Genomic DNA, 23,308 nt, shown 5'->3' on the forward strand with positions numbered 1-23,308 from the left:
GAATAGAGTCGTGGCCATGAAGCTGTCCGGTGGTGTGGAGTGGGCACTTCACTGCTGCGTAGTCCTCAGCCAGGCAGAGAGCCCGGTACCCACGACCCGGCTGGCCGAACTGCACGGTGTGTCGAAGACGTACCTCGCCAAGCACCTGCAGTCGCTCGCACGTGCCGGCCTCGTCCACCCCACCGAGGGCCGCGACGGCGGATACGTCCTGACCCGCGCGCCCGAGGCTATCACCGTCCTCGACGTCGTCCAGGCCGTCGACGGAACCGAGCCCGCCTTCCGGTGCACCGAAATCCGCCGGCAAGGAGTGCTCGCCGCCCCTCCAGAGCAGTGCCGCTCTGCGTGCGGCATCGCGAGAGTCATGGCGGACGCCGAAACAGCTTGGCGCGCATCACTATCCGGTGTGACCATTGCGGACCTCGGTGCGACAATCGACCTCGCCGTCCTCAGACACATCTTGGCGACGTCCACGACGTGAGGTCACCCGCGGCAGGCGGGACGCGAAATTCCTGTCTTCTCATTCGAGATCCGCCCTACGATCGATGGATGGAGACCGGAACCGACGAGACCAAGACCTGTTCGTTCTGCCGCGGTCCTATCGGATACGAAATCAAGGACGCTCATGCGGGCTTCGCGTCGCTGCCCCCGGGCAAGCGGTATCGCGTCTTCCACTGCATGAATCGATGCCCACGATCGGCCCCCGACGGCCTCGAATGCGGACACCGCCACGAATACCTCTGACCCGTCCGTCAATGCCCCGCCGAAAAGGTTCAACCCAACGGGTTCATGCCCTGCTTACCCGCGTGAGAGTCCGGGCTGAGTCTGAATCTGTCCGGGACCGCCCTTGAAACCGCCGGCCTTGCCCACCGTCCATTCACCGTCCGCACCGCATACCAGGGCGCCGTTGCGGTCTCCGGGCTTGCCGTAGGTCACTGTCTCATTGCCCTGCGAGTCCGTGTTCACGATCGGGCACGGGCCACCGGTGGGGCCGTTCGGGCCGATCGGCTCGGCATGAGCGACGGACGCCGCCCCGATGGCGCTCAGGACAGGGAGAGCAGCGAAAGCGATGGCGGCAATGGTGCGGCGGGCGTTGATCATTCAGTATCTCCAGAGGGGTGGTGGGATAGTGCTTCGTTGACAGGTACAACTCTGCCCACTCCAGCGCCCGAACTGAACCAACCCTCGGGGGCCTTTGCGGCACCCCCGGAGTGGAATCACCCCACCCTTACGGAGATCGATCGCGACATACCGACTGCCGGGAACCGGCATGGTGCCCCACACTCAGCAGGATCCGCACCGGTCCCGGGATCGACCGCAATCCGTTCAGAGCCGATTCGGACCCGAACCCTCTACAGCGAGTTGGTCTTCGGGGTTGAGCAGATAGCACGCCTTCATCGACAGGCAACCACACCCGATGCATCCGGTGAGCTCGTGTTCGAGGCGCTCGATTCGCTTGCGTTGATCCTCGAGCTGCACTCGCCACAGCTTCGACACGCTGCCAGTCGCGGATCGACGGCATCCGGTCCGCCGGGAGCGTCTCGAACACCGCTCCCACGTCCGCCAGTGGAATCCCGAGCCGTTTGGCCACCACGATCAGCGAGATCCGCCTGAGCATGTGGCGTTCGTACCGGCGTTGATTTCCGGACGTCCGCGTAGACGCTATCAGTCCGAGCTGCTCGTAGTAGTGGAGCGCCGAGACGGCCACACCGGTCCGACGGGACACCTCCCCCACCGACAGCAGATCCTTCGGATCCAAAGACATCACATCAGCCCCTTGACCTCGAGTCCACTCGAGATTTTAGCGTGGTGTGCATGACAACGACCGCCCCGTCACCGGCCAGCTGGTCCGAACTGCTCGGACCCCGCTACCGCTCCACCTCCGCCGTCCTCGCCGGCGGCGTCGGACTGCATGCCGTCAACATCTTCCTGACGACGAGCCTGCTGCCCACCGCCATCGGCGAACTCGGGCGCGAATCGCTGTACGCGTGGAGCGCGACCGTCTTCATGGTGGCGTCGGTGATCTCGTCGATGACCGTCAGCCGGCTGCTCGCACATCGCGGCGCGCTCGGTGCGTATATGTTCGCACTGGCTCCGTTCTTTGTCGGCACGATGATCAGCGCCCTCAGCCCGTCGATGGAGGTCCTCCTCGTCGGGCGTGCGGTCCAGGGGCTCGGCGGGGGCCTGCTCGCGGGACTGAGTTACGCCGTACTGCGCGAGGCGCTACCGGAACATCTGTGGGCGCGCGCGACCGCGCTGGTCTCGGCGATGTGGGGCGTCGGAACTCTCGCCGGACCGGCGATCGGTGGGCTGTTCGCCCAGCTCGGCCAGTGGCGTCTCGCGTTCGTCGCGCTGGCAGTGGTCGCGGCCGCCATCGCAGCGATCGCGCCCCGGGCGTTGCCGCGCACCGAGCGTGTGCGTGGCGGAGAACCCGTGCCTGCCACGTCACTCGTGCTGCTCACCCTCGCGACGATCGCGATCAGCGTGGCGGGCATCCTCGGCAACCGAACCCACATGCTGGTCCTGATCGCGGTCGGGTCCGCGATCATCGTTCTCTTCCTGGCCTGGGAGCGGCGATCACCACGCCGAGTGCTACCGCAGTCGACGTACACCCGGGCGTCGTCGCTGAAGTGGATCTACCTCACCATCGCGGTGCTCGCGTCCGGCACCGTCTCGGAGGCTTTCACACCCCTGTTCGGTCAACGGCTCGCCGGACTGGTGCCGATCGCCGCGGGGTTCCTCGGCGCCATGATGTCGGTGGGATGGTCGGTGACCATGATCTTCAGCTCCGACATCTCCCGCGCGCGTGCGCAGAGGGCGGCGAAGATCGCCGGACCGCTGGTCCTCGCGGCAGGCCTGCTCCTCACCGCGGCCCTCTGGCGTGACGACGCCGGACTGGGCGTGGTCATACTGTGGGCGGGCGCCCTGGCCGCCGCGGGTGCCGGGATCGGCCTCGCCTTCCCTCACCTGATGGTCGCCGCCATGCGGAGCACCGACGACGAACAGGAAGGGGCCAAGGCCGCGGCCGGGCTCAACACGGTCGAGTTGATCGCCATGGCCGTCGGGTCCGCGGTCGCCGGTGTGCTGGTCAACCTCGGTGCACCCTCGGCCCTCACCTCCGCACGAGTGCTCTTCCTCGGCCTCGGCGTCATCGCGGCAGCCGGCGTATTCACCGCCTATCGCGCGACCCGGCAGGCCGAACGCGAGGTCGCCCGACCGTCCTAGGCTCGAGACGCGAAGTGGTCTGCGCGACGGCGAATGTCATGGGCACGGGCGAGCTGCGGCAGATGCCCGCCGTGAGTGACGCGGCTACCATCCGCACCCAGACGCTCGATCGTCGTTTCGGCCCACAAGATGTCGTGGGCGTCGGGTGCCAACGCGGTATTGATCACCGGCACCTGCTCAGTCGCAAGGGTCAGTTTTCCGGTCATCCCCATCTCGCGGGCCAGTCGCGTGTCGTCCCGGACGACGTCGGCGTCGCGCGACAGCGTCGGCCCGTCGATCGGGGCTCCGATCCGGGCTGCCCGGCTCGCATTGACGAGCCGGGATCGGGCGTACGCCAACGCCATCGGAGTTCGCCCCGCACCGGTGTCGCGGCAGTAGTCGCCGATCCCGAACGCTAGTCGAGAGACGGGAGCGGTGCGAGCGATGTCGTCGACGGCCACGATCGCAGCCGCGGACTCGACGAGGGCGACCACCGGAACACCGGGCATCTCGGCGGCGGTAGCCCGCACCTGTTCGGGCGCTTCGGTTTTCGACAGCATCAGCCCGCGAAGTCCGGGCACACTGCGGATCGCGTCGAGGTCGCGCTGCCAGTGCGAGGTGGTCGCGTCGTTGATCCGCACCCAACCCGCATTCCGTGCGAGCCACTCGGCCGTGCACGCGCGCCCCTCGTCTTTCGCCGCGAACGGCAAGCCGTCCTCGAGGTCGATGATCAGCGCGTCGGCGCCGGACGCAGCCGCCGCCGCGAGGACCTCGCACCCGACTGCAGGAACCAGAAGCCAACTCCGCGCCATTGCGAGGTCGACCTCGCTGCGCTGGACTGTCTCGACACTCATTCTGCTTTTCCCTCGGCCATACCGAGGAGTCTGCGCTCGGCCGGGAGGCGACGCACTCGACGAAGCGGAGTGCGGCGCCGGTGGCCGGTCACCGCTTCGTCAGGTGTGGCTCCGATCCCTGCGGTCCACCTCAGAAGTCGAAGCCCCAGGAGGCCGGGTTGAAGACGACGCGGTACCAGACGTTGGTCGGTTCATCGAACGTGCACGGCACGATCACGACACCCGACGTCTGTTCGAGCGCCGCCGCCTTCCCGCAGAAGTACTCAGCGCCTTCGCCGGACGTCTCGGCACGGTAGACGGGTCCGATGTGCCAGGGTTCGGCACTCGCGGTACCGGCACCCACGGTGGCCCCGAGGACGAGGGGCGCGGACAGGATCCCGACCAATGCTGCGGTACGCCGAGCGGACTTCTTCTGCACGAGAGCTCCTTCGTAGGCGACGACACGACAGTTCTGTGTGATTAGTTCGCACAAGAACCGTCGGACGTTACCGGGGAGCCGCGACCCTCTCCTCGAACACCTGACCCGACCCGTTTCGCTCGGCAAGCTCGCGGGCGCTGTCCAGCGCCTCCTGGGCCGCCGCCTTCACGGCCGCATTCACCGCGGCGGAATCCTCGACGGTCGCAGGCGCTTCGACAGGCGCGGGCGTCTCGATGGCATCCGGTGTCTCCACAGCGTCCGGAGTCTCCACAGCGTCCGGAGTCTCGACGAGGTCAGGCGTCTCGACAGGATCAGGAGTTTCGATGGCCGGAGCAGGTGCCGGCGTGGTGTGGGGTACCTCGACGGGCGCAGTGCCGCCCTTTTTCAGGTACTGGCCGCACACGGGCCACGCGCCGGGGCCCTGAGTTTTCAGGACGTTCTCGGCGACCCGGATCTGCTCGGCCTGACTGGCTTCCGAGGCCTCTCCCGTTCCACCGTTGGCTTTCCAGGTTTCCGGTGTGAACTGCAGTCCGCCGTAGAACCCGTTTCCGGTGTCGGTGGTCCAGTCGCCGCCGCTTTCGCACTCGGCGACTTCTTCCCAGTCGTGCGGTGCGCCGCCGGCGGTTCCGGCGCCCAGCCCGAGCAGAACGGTGACGACCGCGCCGATCAGGGCGATCCAGCCGAGGGTGTGCTTCTCCATGTTGCGAGTGGTCATGCTGGCTCAATCCTCTCCGCGCTTGCGGACGCGGCGTGCCGGTGACAACGCCTCGGTTGTCGGCCCGGCCATCCCTTTCGGTGCCTCGTCCCGCGCCTCGAAGGTGTCGGGATTACGAACCCGCGTCGGCAGATCTGCAGCGGCGGGCCCCCGAACGTGGCCTCCTCCCGAAATTCACACGGCATGAACAAGGTACGGATGTTCGACTATTGAGAAACGAGAGTGAAAATTGTGCTGTTCTGAGGTTTCGATACCGTTTCGACGTCATGTCGTGACAATTCTGTAACGCGCTGAACCGACTCGTGAATGCCGCAGCGGCTCATCCATTCCCGCTCCGCGAAGTGGTCTCGATTTCGACACGACCCTCGCACGACGCACCCTCCGCGGGCCATTGTCGTGGCGGCAGCCTGCACGGATGTCTCATCCGAACGAGTTGACAGGCTTCGAACGCAAGGCATCTCGGAATCATTACCGAGACGGTGACAGATCAGGGAAGCAAACCCTGTCGCCGAGCCTCCACGACAGCTTCCTGCCTGCTGCGTACCTCCAATTTGCCCATGAGATTACGCATGTACGACTGGACGGTCTCGACGCTCAGCGACAGCCGGTCGGCGATCTCGGCATTGCGGCACCCCGGCGCCACGTGCGCCAAGACGTCACTCTCACGCCGCGACAGTGTCACCGTCGGTGCCGGGTCGTCGGGCGCGGTGAGTCGGCGCAACCGCTGCTCGACCGCCTGCACCTCGGCACCGAGACCGTCGTCGCCGAGCCTGTGCCCGAGCTCCGCGTTCCCACGAGGCCGGACAGCGTGAGATGCCTGCCCTCGACGATGCCTCCGAACAGCACCGGAAGTCGGTCTGCCGCCGCAGGCCGCGCAGTTCGGCGCGGATCGCGTCGTTGTCGCTGGGTCTCGAGGTGTCGTTCACTGGCACTCTGATACCGGCAACCCACTTCGGAGGGTAGCGGTGCCGGCGTGACGTTCAATAACGTCAGCTTGGCAGTGTGTCGCCCGTCACAGCAGTCTCACCACATATCGGAGGTTTCCAGTGTCCGGACCGACCCTCTCCACCGCGAACCACACACCGCTCAGCCCGCTGCGCTTCCTCGAGCGCTCGGCGAGCGTGTTCCCGGACCGGGTCGCTGTCATTCACGGCGACCGCCGCTACAGTTACCGCGAGTTCGGCGGCGAGGTCGAGAGACTCGCCCGTGTCCTGCGGAGCCGGATCGAGCCCGGCGACCGCGTCGCATTCCTGTGCCCGAACACCCCTGAGATGCTGTTCGCCCACTTTGCGGTGCCCCTCGCGGGCGGCGTCTTCATCGCGCTGAACTCGCGGCTGGCGGGCCGCGAACTGGAGTACATCCTCGAGCACTCCGGGACGAGCCTGCTGTTCGTCGACTCCGAACTGGTCGGATCCGTCGCGACTGCCCGCGACGCCGTACCGAGTCTGCGCGAAGTAATCGAGATCCCCGACTCCACGATCGCGCGGCCGGTGGTTCCGGAGGGGATCGTGACCGGGATGTACGCCGACTTCCTCGCGGCCGCAGACGACGTGGACGACACCCCGCTGCACTGGGGCGTCGACGACGAACAGCAGGTGATCGCGATCAACTACACGTCCGGAACCACCGGGAAACCGAAGGGCGTGATGTACACGCACCGCGGTGCCTACCTCAACTCCCTCGGCGAGACGTTCCACAACGGCTTCACCGGGTCCACCAAATACCTGTGGACGCTGCCGATGTTCCACTGCAACGGCTGGTGCACCCCGTGGGCGGTCACGCAGGCCGCCGGCACCCACATCTGTCTGCGCGCGGTGCGTGCCGACTCGATCTGGGACGCCATCGACACCCTCGGGGTCACTCACCTGTGCGGCGCTCCCGCCGTGTGCTCCACCATTGCCGAAGCGCCCCAGGCACATCCGGTCGACGCCCTGCGGATCACCACCGCCGCGGCACCGCCGTCACCGACGGTGATCGCCCAGTTGGAGGCGATCGGCGTCACCGTCGTCCACGTGTACGGGCTGACCGAGGTCTACGGGCCGTACACGATCTGCGAGTACCAGGAGTCGTGGAGCGAGCGCACCGTCGAGGAACGCGCGTCCCTGCTGTCCCGGCAGGGCGTGGGCATGGTGCAGGCCGAGAACGCCCGCGTCGTCGACACGCAGATGAACGACGTCCCGGCGGACGGCGAGACCATGGGCGAGATCGTTCTGCGAGGCAACAACGTGATGCTCGGCTACTACCGCAACCCGGAGGCCACCGCGGAAGCGTTCGCGGGCGGCTGGTTCCACACCGGCGATCTCGGCGTTATGCACCCGGACGGCTACATCCAGCTCAAGGACCGCGCGAAGGACATCGTCATCTCCGGCGGCGAGAACATCTCGACCATCGAGGTGGAGCAGGCGATGATGACGCATCCCGCCGTACTCGACGTCGCGGTCGTCGGTGTCCCACATCCCAAGTGGGGTGAGCGGCCAAAGGCATTCGTCATCGTGAAGAAAGGGGCCTCCGTCACGGCAGAGGAACTCGCCGAGCACACCCGCGGACGTCTCGCGAAGTTCAAGGTCCCCGACGAGATCGTCTTTCCCCTCGAACTCCCCCGTACCCCGACCGGTAAGGTCCTCAAGTTCGAACTCCGAAACTCGAACTGACTGTCTCGCACGCAGCGCGTGAGTCACGGCTGCGCCGGAAACCGCATCCAACCCTGACTACGCTGGGCATCGAGCTGGGCTCGCGCACGTGCCTGACGGTCGGTGCGCCGGTGTGCAAAACTCGGAAGGGCACGCACGAATGCGGTGCGTCGGACCACCGTGATGTGGAGGGCGTCATGACCCGATCGGTTCCCGGAAGTGCTCCGGAAGACGCGGAGCAGGTGGCGTATGCGCGTGTGCGCGCCGGCCATGTGAATGCGGTTCAGGCCGCCTTCGAGGATCACATGGGACGCCTGGATTGGTCGAGAGATCAGATCGAGCGCTACCGAACCGAGCGGCTGCGGGCCCTCCTCGCGCACGCACGCGAGCGGTCTCCATTTCATGCCCGGAGACTTCGTGGCCTCGATCCGTCCGCGGCCTCGCTCGCCGACCTGGCGTCGCTGCCGATGATGACGAAGCGGGACGCTCAGGACGAGTGGGATGCGATCATCACGGTTCGCGGCCTCGATCGCGAACGTGCCGAAAGGATTCTGGCCGAGCAGCAATGGTTTTCGTACACGTCGGGCGACGAGCAGATCTTCAGTTCGGGTGGTTCGAGTGGCGTCCGGGGTGTCTACGTCTGGGATTGGCAGTTCTACGTTTCGGCGGCGTGCCTTGCCTGGCGGGTGCAGGCGCGCGAGGAACGGCGGGCATCGTCCGTGCGGTCTCCCGCGCGTCTGGCCGTGCTGGCGGCCGGTGTCCCCCCGCACGCGAGCACCCCATTGTTCGATGTGCCGACCGCACCGGGGATGGAGACCGTCGTGATCCCGGCGGGCGCACCATTCGACGAGGTCGTCGCCGCGGTGGCCACTGCCCGGCCCACGCATCTGGTGGGCTATGCGACAGTGATCGGACGACTCGCCCGCGCCGCAGTGGCGGGTGATCTGAAAATCAGTCCTGTGCGGGTGAGCACCAACTCCGAACCCCTGCTGGACGAGGATCGGCAGGCCATCCGCGACGCCTGGTCGGTGCCGATCCACAACCTCTGGGGGTCGACCGAGATCGGCGTGCAGGCCGTGGGTTGCGGACTCGGCGAGGGCCTGCACGTGTGCGAGGACGAGGTTGTGCTCGAGCGTGTCGACGACAGTGGTGCCCCGGTCGCGGCCGATACGCCCGCGGCGCGAACGCTCGCGACGGGCCTGGCCAACCGCACCTTTCCCTTCATCCGTTACGACCTCGGAGACCAGGTCACGTTGCTGCCCGGTAGGTGCGCGTGCGGAAGCGCGTTCGCGCGCGTCGCCGACATCGGTGGGCGGCGGGACGACGATTTCCGGTACGGAACCACGATCGTGCCCGCGAGCACTTTTCGCTACGTCCTCGGCGCAGATCCGCGTATCTCCGAGTACCAGGTCCGACAGACCGTCGACGGCGCGGAGATCTTCGCGGTCGGCGCCCCGGATGTCGCCGCGCTGACCTCGGCTGTCAGCGCGGCGCTGCGCAGGCAAGGGGTGTCCGATCCGCAGGTCCGGATCGAGGTCGTCGACCATCTGCAGCGTCATCACGCTAGCGGGAAACTGCAGCGGTTCATCGCACTGCGATAGACCCGAAGTGCACCCCCGGCGGTCGAACCGGCCAAGGGTCGACGATCTGCACCCCAGGGTGTCTGTCTTCACGGCCACTCCGGTCCGACGATGGTAGTACACGGTCACCCAGTCGAGGAGCAACGATGACGGACACGGATTTCGGGGCGGTCACCGAAAATGCCACGGGCGCAGTCTCCGAGGGCACAGATCTGAATCGCCTCCACACCGAGATCGCTCGCCTCGATGCGGAGATCCTGGACGCAGTCAATCGCCGTCTCGCTCTCGCGCAGCTCGCGGCCCGAACCCGGGTCGAGTCCGGTGCACCTATGGTCGCGCTCGGCGGAGAGACGGACGTGATCCGCCGCTATCAGGACGAGTTGGGCCCCCGCGGCTCGCTGCTGGCCCTGGAATTGCTCCGGCTGGCGCGGCCACCCTTCTCGTCGACGTACCGAACTCGGTAGCCCACCCACTCTCATCTCGGTCGATACCGAGCACGAGAGCAGTGCCCAGCAGTCGCCATGACGCTGGGCACTGTTCGCTTGTCCGGCGCAATCCGGGACGGCAACCATTTCTCTTGGTGCCGAGGGCGGCACTCGACGAGCTCCGCGAGGCCCAGCGACGGGGCGACTTCGGTGCGTTCGGTGCCGACCTCGACCGCCTCCAGCAAGCGGTCGATGCCTCCCTCACCTCCGGGGGATGACGGCCATCGCCCCGGCACACAAGAAGCTGTTCAGGCGTTCACTTCATGCGACTCGGTGGTAGGTCCCTGTTCGCCGGCGGTGCCATCGACGCCGTCGTCCGACTGCGCCGTGCGCCCACCGCGAGCAATGACGCGATCGAGCGAGAGAGCGCCGGCACCGAGGAAGATCATCAGGAACAGGGCCCAGCAGAAGATGGCCGAGAGCTCACCGCTGTTCTGGATGGGGAGGACGCCGTCCGGCTGATGACTCCAGAAGTAGGCGTACGCCATCGAACCCGAGGCAATGAACGCGGCGATTCGCGTCCCCAGGCCGAGGAACAACGCGGCGCCACAGACGAGTTGGATGACCGCGCCCCACCAACTCGGCCAGGCACCTACCGCTGCGGTATGCCCGCCATGAGGCGCGGTCGGCCACGCGAACAACGTCGACGTGCCATGGCAGAAGAATAGGAAGCCGATAACCACGCGGAAAGCCGCGATGGCATAGTCGACACTGGGGCCGTGAAGGCGTGAAATGCTCTTTGTTGTCACCTCGCCGAAGATAAGGCATGCCTGCCCTAATCGTTGCGCCATCACGACGGTGCGATACAGCCACGTTGGAAAACTGACCCGATTGTGGCGAGCATCACATCCATTGCGGTGCGGTCGCGGATCCACTCCCCGCATTCGGTCACCGGCCGAGCCACTTCGGGTGCATCGTGAAGTCCATGCGCGATTTCAGATTCTCGTTCAACATCTTCGGCTTCGAATCCCGCGACGCCCTTCTCGACCGATGCCGACTCGGTGAGAGCGCCGGCTACGACACCGTGTTCGCCGCGGACCATCTCGGCGCCCCGGCCCCGTTTCCACTGCTGGTGGCCGTCGCCGACGCCACCCGCTTGCGTGTCGGAACTCTGGTGCTCAACGCACCGTTCTGGAATGCCGCCCTACTCGCCCGAGAGATTGCGACGACGGACGTCCTCACCGACGGAAGGCTCGACATCGGACTCGGTGCCGGACACATGAAGTGGGAGTTCGACGCTGCGGGGATCGAATGGAAGGCCTTCGGCGGACGGGTCGAACAGTTGTCGGAGATGGTCGACGGCCTGCACACCTTCTTCACCGCGGATCTCGACGAGCTACCCGAGGGCCGCGCCCTGCCACGACCGTTGCAGCGGCGCGGATTCGGCGACGCGGGTCCGCCCCTGATCATCGGCGGCACCGGCGACCGGGTGCTGCGGATCGCGGCGGCCCACGCAGACATCGTCGGCGTCGCGGGGACATTTCAGATTCCGGGCCGGCCCCCGGGCACCTTCCGCCTCGCCACCGCGGACGAGACCGCCGAGCGAATTCGCTTCGTACGGGCACACGCCGGCGCCAGAGCCGAAGACATCGAGTGGCATCTACTGGTCCAGATGGTCGTCGTGACGGACGACCGCCGCGCCGCGGCCAACGAGATCGTGGACCGGCTCGGTGGGACGATGTCGGTCGACGACGTCCTCGACACCCCGTATGCCCTAGTGGGAACCGTGCGGGAGATGGCCGACCAACTCCGAAGCCATCGGGAGCGCTACGGTTTCTCGTACATCACCGTCCACGAACCGTATCTGGAGCCGTTTGCGCCCGTGATCCGTCAACTCCGCGAACGAATTTGACGGACAACGACTCACGGCGTGTTGATGTATTCCTGGATGGCCTGCTGCGCCCGGGGGTTGCCCTGACCGATACCGACAATCGCGCCGGTGATCGCCCCGATCGGCGTGCCGATGATGCAACCGGCGAGACTGCCGGGGAACATCGAGATACATCCGACACCGAGACCCATGAGCGCACCGATCGCCGTGCCGGCCGCTCCCCCGTTTGCCCAGCCGACACCGAGTTCGTTGAGCATGTTCTCGAGAGCCTTCTGCTTGTCGACCTCGTGTCTGCCGGGGATCGCCAGGGCCGGCGTTCCCGTGTTCGGTAGAACTGGGTCGGCGTGGGCCGTACCCGCCCCGAGTGTCACCGTCGCTGCGACGAGAACCGACGCAGCCGATTTCTTGATCAAGTTCATCACGATCCCACCCTGCTGAAGAAGGAAAAACCGGTTCCGACTGTAACCTGCGGCTGCATCATCGGTGGCGAAACCGCGGCATCGGAAGAGTACCTCGGCGATTGCCCGCCGGCACAAGTGAAAAGTTCGGCTCGTGCGCCCACAGGTACCCGATCAGCGTAATTTCGATGAACGGTCAGGGCATTGATTCCGGCAACCCGAAGGGCTCGAAATGCTCCGGACCGAGGAACGAGGTCAGCTCCGCAATCTTGGAACCGCGGAGGGTCAGCACGGTGATCGACCAGCGGAGGTGAGTGCCGGCGTCTTCGTCCCACAGGTAGAAGGCGACGGCGGGCTGACCGTTCGCACCGACCGGGAGGTGACGCCACGAACCGCACCCCGTGAGCGGGACCCGGACCGCGAAATCGGTGACCGCGGCGAGACCGCGGTACCAGTGCGCCATCGGCGGCATCGACCAGGTGACATCCTCCGTCAGCAGGGCAACCAGGGCGTCGGCATCCCCGCGTTCCAGCGCGGTGGAGTACCCGGCGACGATGGCACGCACACGCGTGTCGTCGATCTCGCGCAAAGTTTGTGCCTGCGTCACCGGCGGAATCTTCTGGGCGACGATCGCCCGTGCCCGCTGCAGCGCGCTGTTCACCGACGCCGTCGTCGTGTCCATGGTGTCGGCGATCTCGGCGGCGGAGAAGCCCAAGACTTCGAAGAGCAGCAGGGCAGCCCGCTGATTGCCCGGCAGATGTTGCAGTGCCGCAACGAATGCCAATTCCACAGCCTCGCGTTGCTCGTAGCGCGCGGCCGGCCCCACCGAACCGGCGGTCAGACCCGCGTCGGCGTAGGGACCCAGCCAGGCCACGTCCGTGAGCGGGACGTCACCGATGACGGCACGATCACTGGACGGGCCCAGGTCGACGGGCAGGGCCCGCTTACCGCGCGATTCGACGGCGTCCAGGCACGTGCGCGTCGCGACGGTGTAGAGCCAGGAGCGCAGCGTACTGCGACCTTCGAACCGCGCAAAACCGCGCCACGCCCGAAACAGGGCATCCTGTAGAGCGTCGTCGGCGTCGTGACTCGATCCGAGCATGCGGTAGCAATGGGCGTGTAGTTCGCGGCGCAACGGTCCGACCAGGCGGGTGAACGCGGCGTCGTCTCCGTCGCGGGCCCTGGCCAGGCCGGCATCGTCGGCTTCTGCCGCCGCGTCGGGTGTTCGTGCGGACATGTCGGTCACAGGGGACGATTCTGCCCGAGTGTCGGCGGTCGCACCGGCGACCGGCAATACCTGCAGTGCATGCGCTCACCGACGGCGACGGTGTGGCCAGCGGACCGTTCCCCGTCGACCCGCAGCGGTTGAACACTGCCGGATCGGTGTAGCTCACCCGGTCACTACTGACGCACTTCAACCGCATCTACTGTGAATTCTCCTGGCGAGCAGTCGAATTGTTCGACGCATCGGCCGCCGGGACCGTGACAGTGACGACGGGTGAGCAGTACGACCTCGTGGACGCCGCGCAGGACGTGCGTGCGCGGCAGCGTAGTCGCCAAGGGTCCGCGGCGGCGCTCGAGCGCGTGTGGGTCACCCAACCCGACCGCTGACGTGAAGTCGTGCCACAGGAACTCTCGCCTCCGCGACGGGAAGTCCCTCCACGCCGACGTCCAGACGCAACAGAGCGCCCGCCGTCGTGACGTATATCGCCGTTCCGGAGAAGGCGAGCGAGGACACGAAACGCCCTGCCAGGTCGATCAGCTCATCGAGGACTCCGTCGGCGCTGAATCGAGCGATGCCGCCGCCGCTGCCCAGGGCCACCCAGACGCAGCCCTCGACGTCGACCGCGAGCCCATCACATTCACCGCGAGGAGCATGAGCGAATACCGATGCCTCCTCCGGGCCGAGAACGCGGACACGCGAGGCAGCGAACTCAGCAACGTAAACCCGCGTGCCGTCAGGTGAGATGCCGATTCCGTTCGGCCACAAGAGGTCGTCGCGAACAACACGGACGGAGCCGGTCGGTGAAATGTGCAGCAATTCCGACGGCGGCGCGGCCTCCCCCGCACCGGGCCGGTGCCGCAGTACCCCTACAAAGAGCGACCCGTCTGAGGCGACGGTCATGTCGTTCAGTCCGGTCGCTCCATCGACCGCCAGGACGGTGGTCCGGCCCGTGGTTCCGGTATGCAGGAGGTCGCGCCCGCCCACCAGGAGTCCACCGTCGACGTGCGCCGCGATCCCGCCGATTCCCCGCCGGCGTTCCACCACGACAGTGGTGTCCGTGGCGGTCCACCGATACACACCACCGGCGGTGGTGTTCGCAAACACCACCGAGCCGTCCGGCATCGGCCGCGGGGCCTCCAACAATCCCTCCGCTTCGAACAGGACCTCCACATCGCACACCGCATCACCTGGTGGTGGTCGGAGCTGGTGTGGGCGCCAGCGACAACCCGGCGTAGATCTCGTCGAGAACTGTGGGCAGCAAAGCGTTCGCTGTGGTCTTGCCTTCGGGCGACAGGGTCAGGTTGGTCCAGATCACCAGCGTGACGTCGTTGTCCGGGTCGTAGCCGATGAACGAGTTGAAACCCGGCAGCTCACCGCCGTGGTAGTACATCGAGGCGTTCGGCCCGAAACGCTGATAGCTGATGCCGTACCCGTATTGCTGCCCATCGGGTGTGCTCGGATCCTCGGGTTGCAGGCTGTGGAGCCATTGCTGCTGGTACTCGGGATTCAGGACGTTGCCCGACACCAGTGCCCGGATCCACGTGGCCAGGTCGTCTGCCGTGGAGATGGCGCCACCGGCCGCGGTGGCGTAGGAGGAATTCTGGTTGGTGTAGTCGAGGGGTTGGAGTGTCCCGGCCCGTGCGGCGGCCTGCATGTCGGCGGGATACTCCTCGTCGACCATCGCGTAGGACGATTCGCCGTACATGTAGCCGTGTGAGTAGGGATCCGGAATGGTCGCGGCGTCGTCTGCGGCGGGAAGCGAGGTCTGCTGCAACCCGAGCGGTCCGAACAACCGATCCCGGAACTGCTCGGCCAACGGACGCCCGCCGACATTCTCGGCGATCAGACCCAGCAATGCGTAGTTAGTGTTGCTGTACTCGTAAGACGTGCCCGGCGGGAATTCCGGCGGCTGCCGGAACGCGATATCCAAGACCTCTTGCGGCGTCCAGGCCTTCGCCGGGTCGGTATCCAGAGTGGCCGCGAATTCGGGCGAGGTCGTGTAGTTGTACAGCCCACTGCGCATCGTCAACAGCTCTGCGACGGTGATGTTCTCGCCGTTCGGCACATCTGAGACGTAGGTGGACACCGGGTCGCCGAACTGGAGCTTGCCGTCCTGGGCAAGGAGCACGATCAGCGCCGCAGTCATGGTCTTGGTGTTCGAGGCGATCCGGAAATGAGTTTGTGCATCAGGCGGTGTCTGCGCGCCCAGTTCGGTCGTGCCGACCACAGCGTCGAAGTTTCCCTGCGGGGTGCGGAGCTGCACCACTGCACCGGGGACGAGTAGTTCCTCGGCCGCAGCGTTCACGGCGGCCTGGAATGCGGCCGGATCGATGGGCTTCAGCGCCGACCCCGTTGGTGCGGCATCGGTCGCGGTCGTCGCGGCAGGGAGTGCACCGTTCGATGCATGCGAGGTCGTCGGCGCGGAAGTGGTCGAGCAGCCCGCGATCACGAGGGCAACGCCGACCGCAAGCACAGCGGCGCGGGTGGTACGCAATGCGCGGTAACGCCCTCCGACCGTACGGCTCGGCGCGTTCTCCGCCGGGGAATCCCTCATCGTGGGCATCACCGCCTCTGCGGCAGGGGTCGATACCGCACCGATGAGCGGTACCAGCTGGGCAGATCTCCTTGTGCATCGTAACCCCGATGCCCGCCTGCTCCTTCGACTTCACCGGAACAATGCGCCGCGGAAAGACATACTTCTACCTGTATGTGCGAACTGCTTCCCACCACCGACACGGAAGGCAATTCCATGAGCACGCGACGCAGCAGCCATAGCACCTCGCTGGCCGGCGGCGAGATCGTCGAGCAATCCGACCTCGGCTCGATCACCCGGATAACAGCGGACACGTTCCCGATCCTGAAAGGCATGTCGATCAAGCGCGTGCTGATCAATCCCGGAGCGATGCGCACCCCCCATTGGCACGCGAACGCCAACGAACTCACCTACTGTTTGTCCGGAACATCCCTGGTCTCCGTTCTCGACACCGGCAGCGAGTTCGCCACCTTCACGATCGGCGCCGGGGAGATGTTCCACATCGATTCGGGCTCACTGCACCACATCGAGAACGTCGGCGACGAGGTCGCAGAGTTCATCATCGCCTTCCGAAGCGAGCGGCCCGAAGACTTCGGTCTGGGCGCAGCGTTCGGCGCGATGACCGATGCGGTCCTCGGCAACACCTACGATCTCGACGCGTCGGATTTCGCCAAAATCCGGCGCGACACCACCGACCGCCCCCTGGCGGCACGAATCGGCGATCCCGTGGTGTCGCCGGCGGCGCACTTCTCCGATGGTCACAAGTTCGCCGTCGAGGAACAGAATCCGACCATCAGCCTCGCCGTCGGATCCGCTCACCTGGCGCGCGTCCAGTTCTGGCCGGCGCTGAAGGATCTGTCGATGTACTCGCTGCGGATCCGCGAGGACGGATGCGCGAACCGCACTGGCACCCGATCACCGCCGAGATGGGTTACGTGCGCCGCGGATCAGCGCGGATGACGGTCATGGACCCGACGGTTCCCTCGACACCTGGTATCTCGAGCAGGGTGACGTGTATTTCATCCCCCGCGCGTATCCGCATCACATCGAGGTCGTGGGATCCGAGGACATCCATTTCCTGATTTTCTTCGACCAGCCCACACCCGGCGACATCGGATACCGCGCATCGGTCAGCGCGTACTCCCGCGAAGTCCTCGCCGCCACGTTCGACACCCACATCGACGAACTGCCGAACTTCCCGTTCACCTCTTCCGACCCGCTCATCGTCACTCGCAACAACCCGCTCGACGAAAGGGGCGTCGGCGAGCAGTAGACCCGCCGCACCCTGCAACGCCACACCCGCTGCCGTTTCAAGAATGGCCCCGAGGGTAATTGCGGTGTATGGGCGCACGAGTGAGGACAAGCGGCCGGAGCACACCGGCCAGGCCTGACCGTGGAGGCACGTCCTCCCACAGCAAGACCACGGACAACGACAACCTGACGGCAACCGCCACGTCGGCGACAGGTCGATCATCCAAGACTTCGAAAAGGTCGACGCCGCCCGACGCCGCCTCGGGGCGGCTGCCACGAAGGCGACCGCTGCCACCCAGGCGACCGGCAGCCACGAAATCAACCTTGGCTGCGTCACGGCGCAGCGTCCCGCGGAGGACCAAGCCGGCGCACTCACCGACACGAACGGACGCCGACGCCGACACTACGAAGCCGGCGGCCCGGAAGAGTCCCCGAGACACAGGGTCCCACGCACCGACGCGCCCCCGGTCCACCACGTCGACCCACCAGCGCAGGACCGACCCGGTTTTGCAGGAGTCCGAACGCGGCCTGTTGTCGCGGTCGGTCGAGGCGCTCATCGAATGGCTGAAAAACCACGTTCACCGGCTCGTGGACGCGGTGCGAGACCGCGGCGAGACGGTGACGCAGAAAATTCGGCAGAAATTCCAGGAATGGATGGACACGCTCGTCGACGCGACTGCACAGAGCGACGCGGGGGTCCAAGCCGTAATCGCAGGCATTCGGGCCGCCCTGACCGGCAAGAATCCTGTGTGGGCCGCGATCAAAGCGCTGGTTTCCGGGTTGAGCGGCAAGGCCAAGGTCGCCCTCGTTCTCCTCCTGGTCCTCGGGCTCCTCCTCGCGCCGGTACTGCTCGTGGTCCTCCTGCTGGTGCTCGTCGTTGCGGCGCTGGTCGCGGCGGTGCGCGCCGCTGCCAAATGACGCCCAAATCTTCACTGGAACAGTGTTGCTGTTCAACAACTTTCGATATTCGGTGCCCACATCGCAACTCCATGCAATCCGCGCGGATGCTCTGTCGCGGCGTGGCCGCTACGGCCGATGCGCGAAATCGTCGACCCCCACCCTTCCCAGCGGCCAGCGATGCAGCACGCCGGCGCGAGAAGTTGCCCGAACCGAGTTTTCTGATGCTGGTTGAGTGTCTCGCGGCTGGGGTAGTCGACAAGCGGCGCCCCCTTACCGCGCACGGTTTTGCGACACATTTCCGAGGACGGTTCTGCGACACATTGCCGAGGTTGGCGAGCGGCGCGCCGGCGACTACTCGGTAAAGGGGTTCGACGATGAAAACCAAAGGTCAGGTTGCATTGGCCGTCGGCGCGGGATACATGCTGGGCCGTACACACAGGATGAAGATGGCACTGATGCTCGCGGCCGCGGGCGCGACCGGACGCTTCCCCGGCGGGCCACGCGATCTACTGGAACGCGGCACGAAGTTGCTCGCGAGCTCCCCCGAGTTCGCCAAGATCAGCGACTCGGTTCGCGAAGAGCTGGTCGGCGCGGCGAAGGCCGCAGCCGTCACCGCCGCAAGCCAACGCATCAACTCGCTCAACAACCGGCTCCTGTCAGGCGGCGGAAAAGCCGTCAGCGACGTGGGCGATACCGTGGACGACACCGTGAGCGGTGTCGGCAACTCCGTAGGCAAGCTCAGCAGGGTCGGAAAACTCGGCCGCAAGCGACGCGGCCGGTCCCAGGACGAGGAGTACGACGAGTCCGAGGTCGACGAAGAGCAGGACGAACAGCCGGACGAACAATACGCCGAAGAGGAAGACGAGTACGAGGAGCCGGACGAGGAAGAGGCCGCCGACGAGGAACCCGCCCCACGCAAGCGCCCCGCCGCGCGTCGACGGACTTCCAGCAGCAGCTCCCGGCCGGCCAGCAGGTCGCGCAGCACGAAATCCGACGAGGACGAAGAAGAAGCCCCCACTCGCGGCCGCAAGACAAGGGCGAAGGCCACCACTGATTCCGCGCCCGTCCGACGCGGCGGACGGTGAGCACGATGACGAACGCCGCGAGCAAGTTACGAGAAGCCGCACCGGGCGGCGGCAACGGATCGTCCAGCGTGCTGCAGGAAGCAGTGCAGAAGCTGATCGGCACTGTGGCCGACAAAGCACTCTCGTCCGTCTCCGACAAGGTGCAGAACGCATCCGGGAGGCTCACCGACTACGCCGAGGGTGGCGGCGGGGGTCTGCTCGCCGCTGTTACCGGTTCGGAGAAACTGGCGGAGGGTGAGTCGCCGATCAAATCCGCGGTGAGCGGTGGCTGGGAGGGTGCCAAGCAGATGGTCAAGGACAAGGCCTCCGACGTCAAGGAGGCCGTCACCGGTGGTGGCGGTGGTGGCGGAGGTAAAGGCAAGAAGCTCAAGTTGACCAATATCGTCGAAACGATCGATGTCGGAGTTCCGGTCCAGCTGGCCTACAACCAATGGACGCAATTCGCCGACTTTCCCTCCTTCATGAAGAAGGTCGAGCGGGTGGAACAGGAATCGGACGAGAAACTCGAGTGGAAGGCTCAGGTCTTCTTGTCGCACCGAACCTGGGAATCGTCGATCCTCGAGCAGGTTCCCGATGAGCGGATCGTGTGGCGTTCTAAGGGTGCCAAAGGTTATGTCGACGGTGCGGTGACGTTCCACGAGGTCACTCCCGATCTCACCCGCATCGTTCTGATCCTCGAGTATCACCCGAAGGGCTTGTTCGAGAAGACGGGAAACCTCTGGCGTGCACCGGGACGACGAGTGCGGCTGGAGTTGAAGCACTTCGGACGCCACGTCATGACGCAGTCCGTTCTCCATCCCGACGAGGTGGAGGGATGGCGCGGGGAGATCCGGGACGGGGAGGTAGTCGAGCCCGAGGAGGACGAGGCGCGGCCGGAGGAGTCGGACGAACTGGAGGAAACGGACGAGAGTGAGGGTGAGGGGCCCGAGGGTGAGGAGCCCGAAGGCGAAGAGCCCGAAGGCGAAGAAGCTGAGGAAACCAACGAAGACGAGACCGAGGAAACCGACGAGGACGCCGGCGAGCAAGCGGACGAGGACGAGGAAGCACCACCACCGCCGCGGCGCCGAGGACGTCCACGCAAGACCGCGGCTGCAGGTGAGGACCAAGCCCCGAAGCGGCGAGGTCGCCCGCGCAAGACTGCCGCAAAGACCGCAACCTCGCGACAAGGAGCACGGCGATGACGGCGGTACAACCGGCGGGGGGAGGTGGTGGCGGAGTCAGCGGCGGTCCCAGCTCGAGTAGCCTCGCCGACGTCATCGACACCATCCTCGACAAGGGCCTGGTCATCGACGCCTACGTGCGTGTCTCGCTGGTCGGCATCGAACTGCTGACGATCGACGCGCGCGTCGTCGTCGCCAGTGTCGACACCTACCTGCGGTTCGCGGAGGCCGTGAACCGGCTCGAGATCGGCAGTGGCGAGCCGAAGGGCCTGACGGATCTGGTGGGTGACGTCACCGAGGGCGGTGCCAAATCGAAGACCAAGGGCGCGCTCGAGTCCGCGGGTGAGAAACTCGGCGACATCCTCGGCGGCGGGCAGGAAGAACCTGAGCGCGAACGTGTTTCGCGCAAGTCCACACGAGGTGACAAGTGATGTCTACGTCGAAGAACAGCACCGACTCAGCCGACGAGCCGCGCACCAGCGGTGTCTATGTGTACGGCATCGTGCCTGCGGACGTGCAAGCCGAAGAGGACGCGGTCGGCGTGTGTGACGGACCGGTCAGCATCGTCAAGCACGGCGACATCGCAGCGCTCGTGAGCGAGATCTCGGTGGACAGGCCGCTCGGCAAGCCCGAGGACCTTCGAACCCACGCGCACGTGCTGGACGGCACGTCACGGGTGGCACCGGTGCTCCCGCTTCGTTTCGGGGCGGTCATGACCGATGAAGAAGCCGTCGAGGAGGAGTTGCTCGCAGCACACGCCGACGAGTTCGCCGCTGCGTTGGAGGAACTCGAAGGTCGAGCACAGTACGTCGTGAAGGGGCGATACGTCGAGCAGGCGATCCTCAAAGAAATCATCGAAGAGAACGAACAGGCGGGCAAGCTGCTCGCCACTATCCGCGATCAGCCCGAGGAGACCACCCGCGACGCCCGGATGGCCCTTGGCGAGATCGTGAGTAACGCCATCGAGGCCAAGCGGGACGAAGACACCCGGAAGGTGGTCGAGGCACTCGACTCGCTGTCCGATTCGGTCAACGTCCGGGAACCCACGCATGAGGAGGAGGCCGCGCAAGTAGCCGTCCTCGTCGAGGTCGCCCGGCAGGAAGAACTCGAGAAGGCAGTGGGAGAACTGGCCGAGCAGTGGGACGGCCGGGTCGACATGCGCCTGCTCGGACCGCTCGCCGCTTACGACTTCGTGGTGACGCAGAAGCCGGAGGGCTGACCGATGGGTCTGCTGTCGTTCATCGCCACGCTGCCGCTCGCCCCCGTTCGTGGGGTGATCTCGCTGGCCGAGCTGATTCAGCGGCAGGTCGAGGAGGAACTCCACAATCCCGCGAGTGCGCGACGCGCTCTCGAGGAACTGGAGGACGCACGCGCGGCAGGCGAGATCTCCGCCGAGGAGGAAGAGCAGGCTCAGCAGGCCGTCCTCGACCGAATGACCGGAACGGCGCGGCCGCCCTCCGGCACGGAGAAGGAGTGACGGGCGATGGCGGAAGAGCAGCCACCTCCGTTGCCGGCACCGGAGATCGCCGAGATTGCAACGCGTGACATTGCGCAGTTGACCGGCAAGAAGCCGCTGGGTGCGACATCGGTCATGCCGACCGACGACGGCTGGGCGGTGGAGGTGGAGGTAGTCGAGGATCGGCGCATCCCGTCGTCGACGGACATGCTCGCGCTGTACGAGGTGGTGTTGGATCTGGACGGAGAGCTGTTGTCCTACCGCAGAACCCGCCGCTACACCCGCGGTGTCGGTGACAGTGGGAGCGCGCAGTCATGACCATCGCCGGCGGCGGTACGAGCAACCTTCCGCAGAGCTCGGGTGGCGGAATGGGCGGCGGGCACCAATCGACGAATCTCGGGGAAATCCTCGAGCGGGTGCTCGACAAGGGGCTCGTGATTGCCGGAGACATCCAGGTCAACCTGCTCGACATCGAACTGTTGACCATCAAGGTGCGGTTGGTCATCGCCTCGCTGGAGACGGCGAGGGAGGTGGGGATCAACTGGTGGGAGAACGATCCCTGGCTGACCGGCAAGAGCAGCGACCTCGAACTCGAGAATCGAAAGCTCAAGGAGCGGATTGCCGCACTCGAGTCCGACAGGTCGGTTCGCCCTGCCGTCCAGGCCGCCGAAACGGTCGAGGTGGAGGCGAAACGTCAGGAGCCCGGCGATGACCGCGGATGACGGTGTCTGGCTTTACAGCATCACCACCGACAGCATCGTCGACGCACAACTCGCCGGAGTCACCGGCGTGGCCGGCGAGCCGGTCCGCGCGGTTGCGTCGGCGGGTCTCGTCGCGGTGGTGGGGACGGTGAGCCTGAGCGAATTCGGGCAGGAACCTCTGCAGCGCAACCTCGAGGACCTCGACTGGCTTGCGGCAACCGCCCGAGCACACGACGCTGTGGTGGCCGCCGTAGTGCGCTGCGGTCCCACCGTTCCATTGCGGTTGGCGACCCTCTACCTCGACGACCACCGCGTTCGCCTCCTCCTCGACGAACGACAGGAGGAGTTCGGCGCAACGCTGCGCCGGGTGACCGGACGAAGCGAGTGGGGTGTCAAAGCGTACGCAGACGCGAAGGCCCTGGCGCAGAACGTGAAAGAGGAGCCGTCCGCGACGGGTGCGGCGGGAAAGGGGACCGCGTATCTCCTGCGTCGTCGTGCCGAGTTGAGCGCACAGCAAGACGTCGAACGCAGGGCGGCCCGCCATGCGGAGGAGATTCACTCCGCACTCCTGGGCCATGCCGTCGACGGACTTCGACGGCAAGTCACCGATCCGGTGCTGACCGGTAAACGGGCCTGGATGATCTTCAACGGCACCTACCTCGTGGACAACGAGCGGGTCGACGACTTCACTGCGCTCGTTACGGCACTCGACACCGAACGCCCGGGCATCACACTGGACCTGACCGGACCGTGGCCGCCGTACTCCTTCGCCGGGATCGACGGGTGAGCCCATGAGTTGCCCTGTGTCAAGCCGCCGGTTGTTGGTGGGCGATCAGTCGTTGGAGGGCGCCGTGTTTGTCCGGGTCGTAGGCGAGGTTGTCCTGC

General features: G+C 66.1%; 27 protein-coding genes and 3 pseudogenes. 19 read left to right on the forward strand and 11 right to left on the reverse strand.

Going from position 1 to position 23,308, the window contains the following annotated elements:
• Positions 1–16: 16 nt before the first annotated feature.
• The gene (locus tag ACFVJ3_RS17305; RefSeq protein ID WP_378453191.1) at positions 17–478 is read left to right on the forward strand and encodes an RrF2 family transcriptional regulator; all 462 of its coding nucleotides are present in this window, start codon (positions 17–19) and stop codon (positions 476–478) included.
• Between the two features lie 68 nt (positions 479–546).
• A complete protein-coding gene (locus ACFVJ3_RS17310; protein WP_005246414.1) occupies positions 547–741 on the forward strand; it encodes a hypothetical protein in 195 nt (64 codons plus the stop codon).
• Positions 742–795: 54 nt separating this feature from the next.
• On the opposite strand, the gene ACFVJ3_RS17315 is transcribed toward ACFVJ3_RS17310, so the two are convergent.
• Both ACFVJ3_RS17315 and soxR read right to left on the reverse strand, forming a co-directional pair.
• Positions 796–1,098 (reverse strand): hypothetical protein, encoded by a 303-nt coding sequence (locus ACFVJ3_RS17315; RefSeq protein ID WP_378453192.1) that lies wholly within the window; start codon positions 1,096–1,098, stop codon positions 796–798.
• A 225-nt stretch (positions 1,099–1,323) separates the two neighbouring features.
• Positions 1,324–1,762: pseudogene (gene soxR, locus ACFVJ3_RS17320) on the reverse strand (redox-sensitive transcriptional activator SoxR).
• A gap of 50 nt (positions 1,763–1,812) precedes the next feature.
• On the opposite strand from soxR, the gene ACFVJ3_RS17325 reads away from it, so the two are divergent.
• Positions 1,813–3,222, forward strand: coding sequence for an MFS transporter (locus ACFVJ3_RS17325; RefSeq protein ID WP_378453193.1), 1,410 nt, complete (start codon positions 1,813–1,815; stop codon positions 3,220–3,222).
• Here the strand turns inward: ACFVJ3_RS17325 and ACFVJ3_RS17330 are convergent.
• From ACFVJ3_RS17330 to ACFVJ3_RS17345, 4 genes and pseudogenes are all read right to left on the reverse strand, one after another.
• Positions 3,219–4,055, reverse strand: coding sequence for an HpcH/HpaI aldolase/citrate lyase family protein (locus ACFVJ3_RS17330; protein WP_378453194.1), 837 nt, complete (start codon positions 4,053–4,055; stop codon positions 3,219–3,221). The two genes, ACFVJ3_RS17325 and ACFVJ3_RS17330, sit on opposite strands and share 4 nt — an antisense overlap.
• 130 nt (positions 4,056–4,185) lie before the next feature.
• Positions 4,186–4,473, reverse strand: coding sequence for a hypothetical protein (locus ACFVJ3_RS17335; RefSeq protein ID WP_007295645.1), 288 nt, complete (start codon positions 4,471–4,473; stop codon positions 4,186–4,188).
• 67 nt (positions 4,474–4,540) lie between these two features.
• Positions 4,541–5,188 carry a transglycosylase family protein gene (locus ACFVJ3_RS17340; RefSeq protein WP_378453195.1) on the reverse strand — a complete coding sequence of 216 codons (648 nt, stop codon included), beginning with the start codon at positions 5,186–5,188 and terminating at the stop codon, positions 4,541–4,543.
• A 487-nt stretch (positions 5,189–5,675) separates the two neighbouring features.
• Positions 5,676–5,921, reverse strand: a pseudogene (locus tag ACFVJ3_RS17345) (response regulator transcription factor); the annotation flags it as partial.
• A 313-nt stretch (positions 5,922–6,234) separates the two neighbouring features.
• Here ACFVJ3_RS17345 and ACFVJ3_RS17350 point away from each other — a divergent pair.
• The 4 genes from ACFVJ3_RS17350 to ACFVJ3_RS17365 all read left to right on the forward strand — a co-directional run bounded on the left by ACFVJ3_RS17350 (position 6,235) and on the right by ACFVJ3_RS17365 (position 10,101).
• On the forward strand, positions 6,235–7,839 hold the full coding sequence (locus ACFVJ3_RS17350) for an AMP-binding protein (RefSeq protein ID WP_378453196.1): 1,605 nt from the start codon (positions 6,235–6,237) through the stop codon (positions 7,837–7,839).
• 176 nt (positions 7,840–8,015) lie between these two features.
• A complete protein-coding gene (locus ACFVJ3_RS17355; RefSeq protein ID WP_378453197.1) occupies positions 8,016–9,419 on the forward strand; it encodes a phenylacetate--CoA ligase family protein in 1,404 nt (467 codons plus the stop codon).
• A 125-nt stretch (positions 9,420–9,544) separates the two neighbouring features.
• Positions 9,545–9,862: a chorismate mutase gene (locus tag ACFVJ3_RS17360; protein ID WP_378453198.1), complete on the forward strand. Its 318-nt coding sequence runs from the start codon at positions 9,545–9,547 to the stop codon at positions 9,860–9,862.
• 116 nt (positions 9,863–9,978) lie between these two features.
• Positions 9,979–10,101, forward strand: coding sequence for a hypothetical protein (locus ACFVJ3_RS17365; protein WP_378453199.1), 123 nt, complete (start codon positions 9,979–9,981; stop codon positions 10,099–10,101).
• Positions 10,102–10,131: 30 nt separating this feature from the next.
• Here ACFVJ3_RS17365 and ACFVJ3_RS17370 read toward each other — a convergent pair whose 3' ends face one another.
• On the reverse strand, positions 10,132–10,632 hold the full coding sequence (locus ACFVJ3_RS17370; protein WP_378453216.1) for a DoxX family protein: 501 nt from the start codon (positions 10,630–10,632) through the stop codon (positions 10,132–10,134).
• 176 nt (positions 10,633–10,808) lie between these two features.
• Between ACFVJ3_RS17370 and ACFVJ3_RS17375 the strand changes: the two genes are divergently transcribed.
• Positions 10,809–11,735, forward strand: a complete 927-nt coding sequence (locus ACFVJ3_RS17375; protein ID WP_378453200.1) for an LLM class F420-dependent oxidoreductase — start codon at positions 10,809–10,811, stop codon at positions 11,733–11,735.
• A gap of 11 nt (positions 11,736–11,746) precedes the next feature.
• Here ACFVJ3_RS17375 and ACFVJ3_RS17380 read toward each other — a convergent pair whose 3' ends face one another.
• Together ACFVJ3_RS17380 and ACFVJ3_RS17385 are read right to left on the reverse strand one after the other, a co-directional pair.
• The gene (locus ACFVJ3_RS17380) at positions 11,747–12,133 is read right to left on the reverse strand and encodes a hypothetical protein (protein ID WP_105421643.1); all 387 of its coding nucleotides are present in this window, start codon (positions 12,131–12,133) and stop codon (positions 11,747–11,749) included.
• A gap of 175 nt (positions 12,134–12,308) precedes the next feature.
• Positions 12,309–13,358 (reverse strand): sigma-70 family RNA polymerase sigma factor, encoded by a 1,050-nt coding sequence (locus ACFVJ3_RS17385; protein WP_378453201.1) that lies wholly within the window; start codon positions 13,356–13,358, stop codon positions 12,309–12,311.
• 209 nt (positions 13,359–13,567) lie between these two features.
• Between ACFVJ3_RS17385 and ACFVJ3_RS17390 the strand changes: the two genes are divergently transcribed.
• Complete coding sequence (locus ACFVJ3_RS17390; RefSeq protein ID WP_378453202.1) at positions 13,568–13,723, forward strand: hypothetical protein; 156 nt, start codon at positions 13,568–13,570, stop codon at positions 13,721–13,723.
• Here ACFVJ3_RS17390 and ACFVJ3_RS17395 read toward each other — a convergent pair.
• Together ACFVJ3_RS17395 and ACFVJ3_RS17400 are read right to left on the reverse strand one after the other, a co-directional pair.
• On the reverse strand, positions 13,704–14,516 hold the full coding sequence (locus ACFVJ3_RS17395; protein ID WP_378453203.1) for an SMP-30/gluconolactonase/LRE family protein: 813 nt from the start codon (positions 14,514–14,516) through the stop codon (positions 13,704–13,706). The genes ACFVJ3_RS17390 and ACFVJ3_RS17395 overlap by 20 nt on opposite strands.
• A 4-nt stretch (positions 14,517–14,520) precedes the next feature.
• Entirely contained in the window at positions 14,521–15,810 is a 1,290-nt protein-coding gene (locus ACFVJ3_RS17400; RefSeq protein WP_378453217.1) for a serine hydrolase domain-containing protein, read from the reverse strand.
• 276 nt (positions 15,811–16,086) lie between these two features.
• On the opposite strand from ACFVJ3_RS17400, the pseudogene ACFVJ3_RS17405 reads away from it, so the two are divergent.
• From ACFVJ3_RS17405 to ACFVJ3_RS17450, 10 genes and pseudogenes are all read left to right on the forward strand, one after another.
• A pseudogene (locus tag ACFVJ3_RS17405) lies at positions 16,087–17,143 on the forward strand (cupin domain-containing protein).
• Positions 17,144–17,628: 485 nt separating this feature from the next.
• A complete protein-coding gene (locus ACFVJ3_RS17410) occupies positions 17,629–18,039 on the forward strand; it encodes a hypothetical protein (protein ID WP_378453204.1) in 411 nt (136 codons plus the stop codon).
• 356 nt (positions 18,040–18,395) lie between these two features.
• Positions 18,396–19,106, forward strand: a complete 711-nt coding sequence (locus tag ACFVJ3_RS17415; protein WP_378453205.1) for a hypothetical protein — start codon at positions 18,396–18,398, stop codon at positions 19,104–19,106.
• 5 nt (positions 19,107–19,111) lie between these two features.
• Positions 19,112–20,287 carry an SRPBCC family protein gene (locus ACFVJ3_RS17420; protein ID WP_378453206.1) on the forward strand — a complete coding sequence of 392 codons (1,176 nt, stop codon included), beginning with the start codon at positions 19,112–19,114 and terminating at the stop codon, positions 20,285–20,287.
• Positions 20,284–20,697: a gas vesicle protein GvpJ gene (gene gvpJ, locus ACFVJ3_RS17425; protein ID WP_378453207.1), complete on the forward strand. Its 414-nt coding sequence runs from the start codon at positions 20,284–20,286 to the stop codon at positions 20,695–20,697. Before ACFVJ3_RS17420 ends, gvpJ begins: the two co-directional genes overlap by 4 nt.
• Entirely contained in the window at positions 20,697–21,485 is a 789-nt protein-coding gene (locus ACFVJ3_RS17430) for a GvpL/GvpF family gas vesicle protein (protein WP_378453208.1), read from the forward strand. Before gvpJ ends, ACFVJ3_RS17430 begins: the two co-directional genes overlap by 1 nt.
• Before the next feature lie 3 nt (positions 21,486–21,488).
• Positions 21,489–21,743, forward strand: a complete 255-nt coding sequence (locus ACFVJ3_RS17435; RefSeq protein WP_378453209.1) for a gas vesicle protein GvpG — start codon at positions 21,489–21,491, stop codon at positions 21,741–21,743.
• 6 nt (positions 21,744–21,749) lie between these two features.
• Positions 21,750–22,040: a gas vesicle protein GvpO gene (gene gvpO, locus ACFVJ3_RS17440; protein WP_378453210.1), complete on the forward strand. Its 291-nt coding sequence runs from the start codon at positions 21,750–21,752 to the stop codon at positions 22,038–22,040.
• Positions 22,037–22,444 carry a gas vesicle protein gene (locus ACFVJ3_RS17445; protein WP_378453211.1) on the forward strand — a complete coding sequence of 136 codons (408 nt, stop codon included), beginning with the start codon at positions 22,037–22,039 and terminating at the stop codon, positions 22,442–22,444. Before gvpO ends, ACFVJ3_RS17445 begins: the two co-directional genes overlap by 4 nt.
• Positions 22,431–23,210 carry a GvpL/GvpF family gas vesicle protein gene (locus tag ACFVJ3_RS17450; RefSeq protein ID WP_378453212.1) on the forward strand — a complete coding sequence of 260 codons (780 nt, stop codon included), beginning with the start codon at positions 22,431–22,433 and terminating at the stop codon, positions 23,208–23,210. The genes ACFVJ3_RS17445 and ACFVJ3_RS17450 overlap by 14 nt, the downstream gene beginning before the upstream one ends.
• The last annotated feature ends 98 nt before the right edge of the window (positions 23,211–23,308 follow it).

The organism is Rhodococcus sp. NPDC127593 (assembly GCF_042671975.1).
Lineage (GTDB): Bacteria > Actinomycetota > Actinomycetes > Mycobacteriales > Mycobacteriaceae > Rhodococcus_F.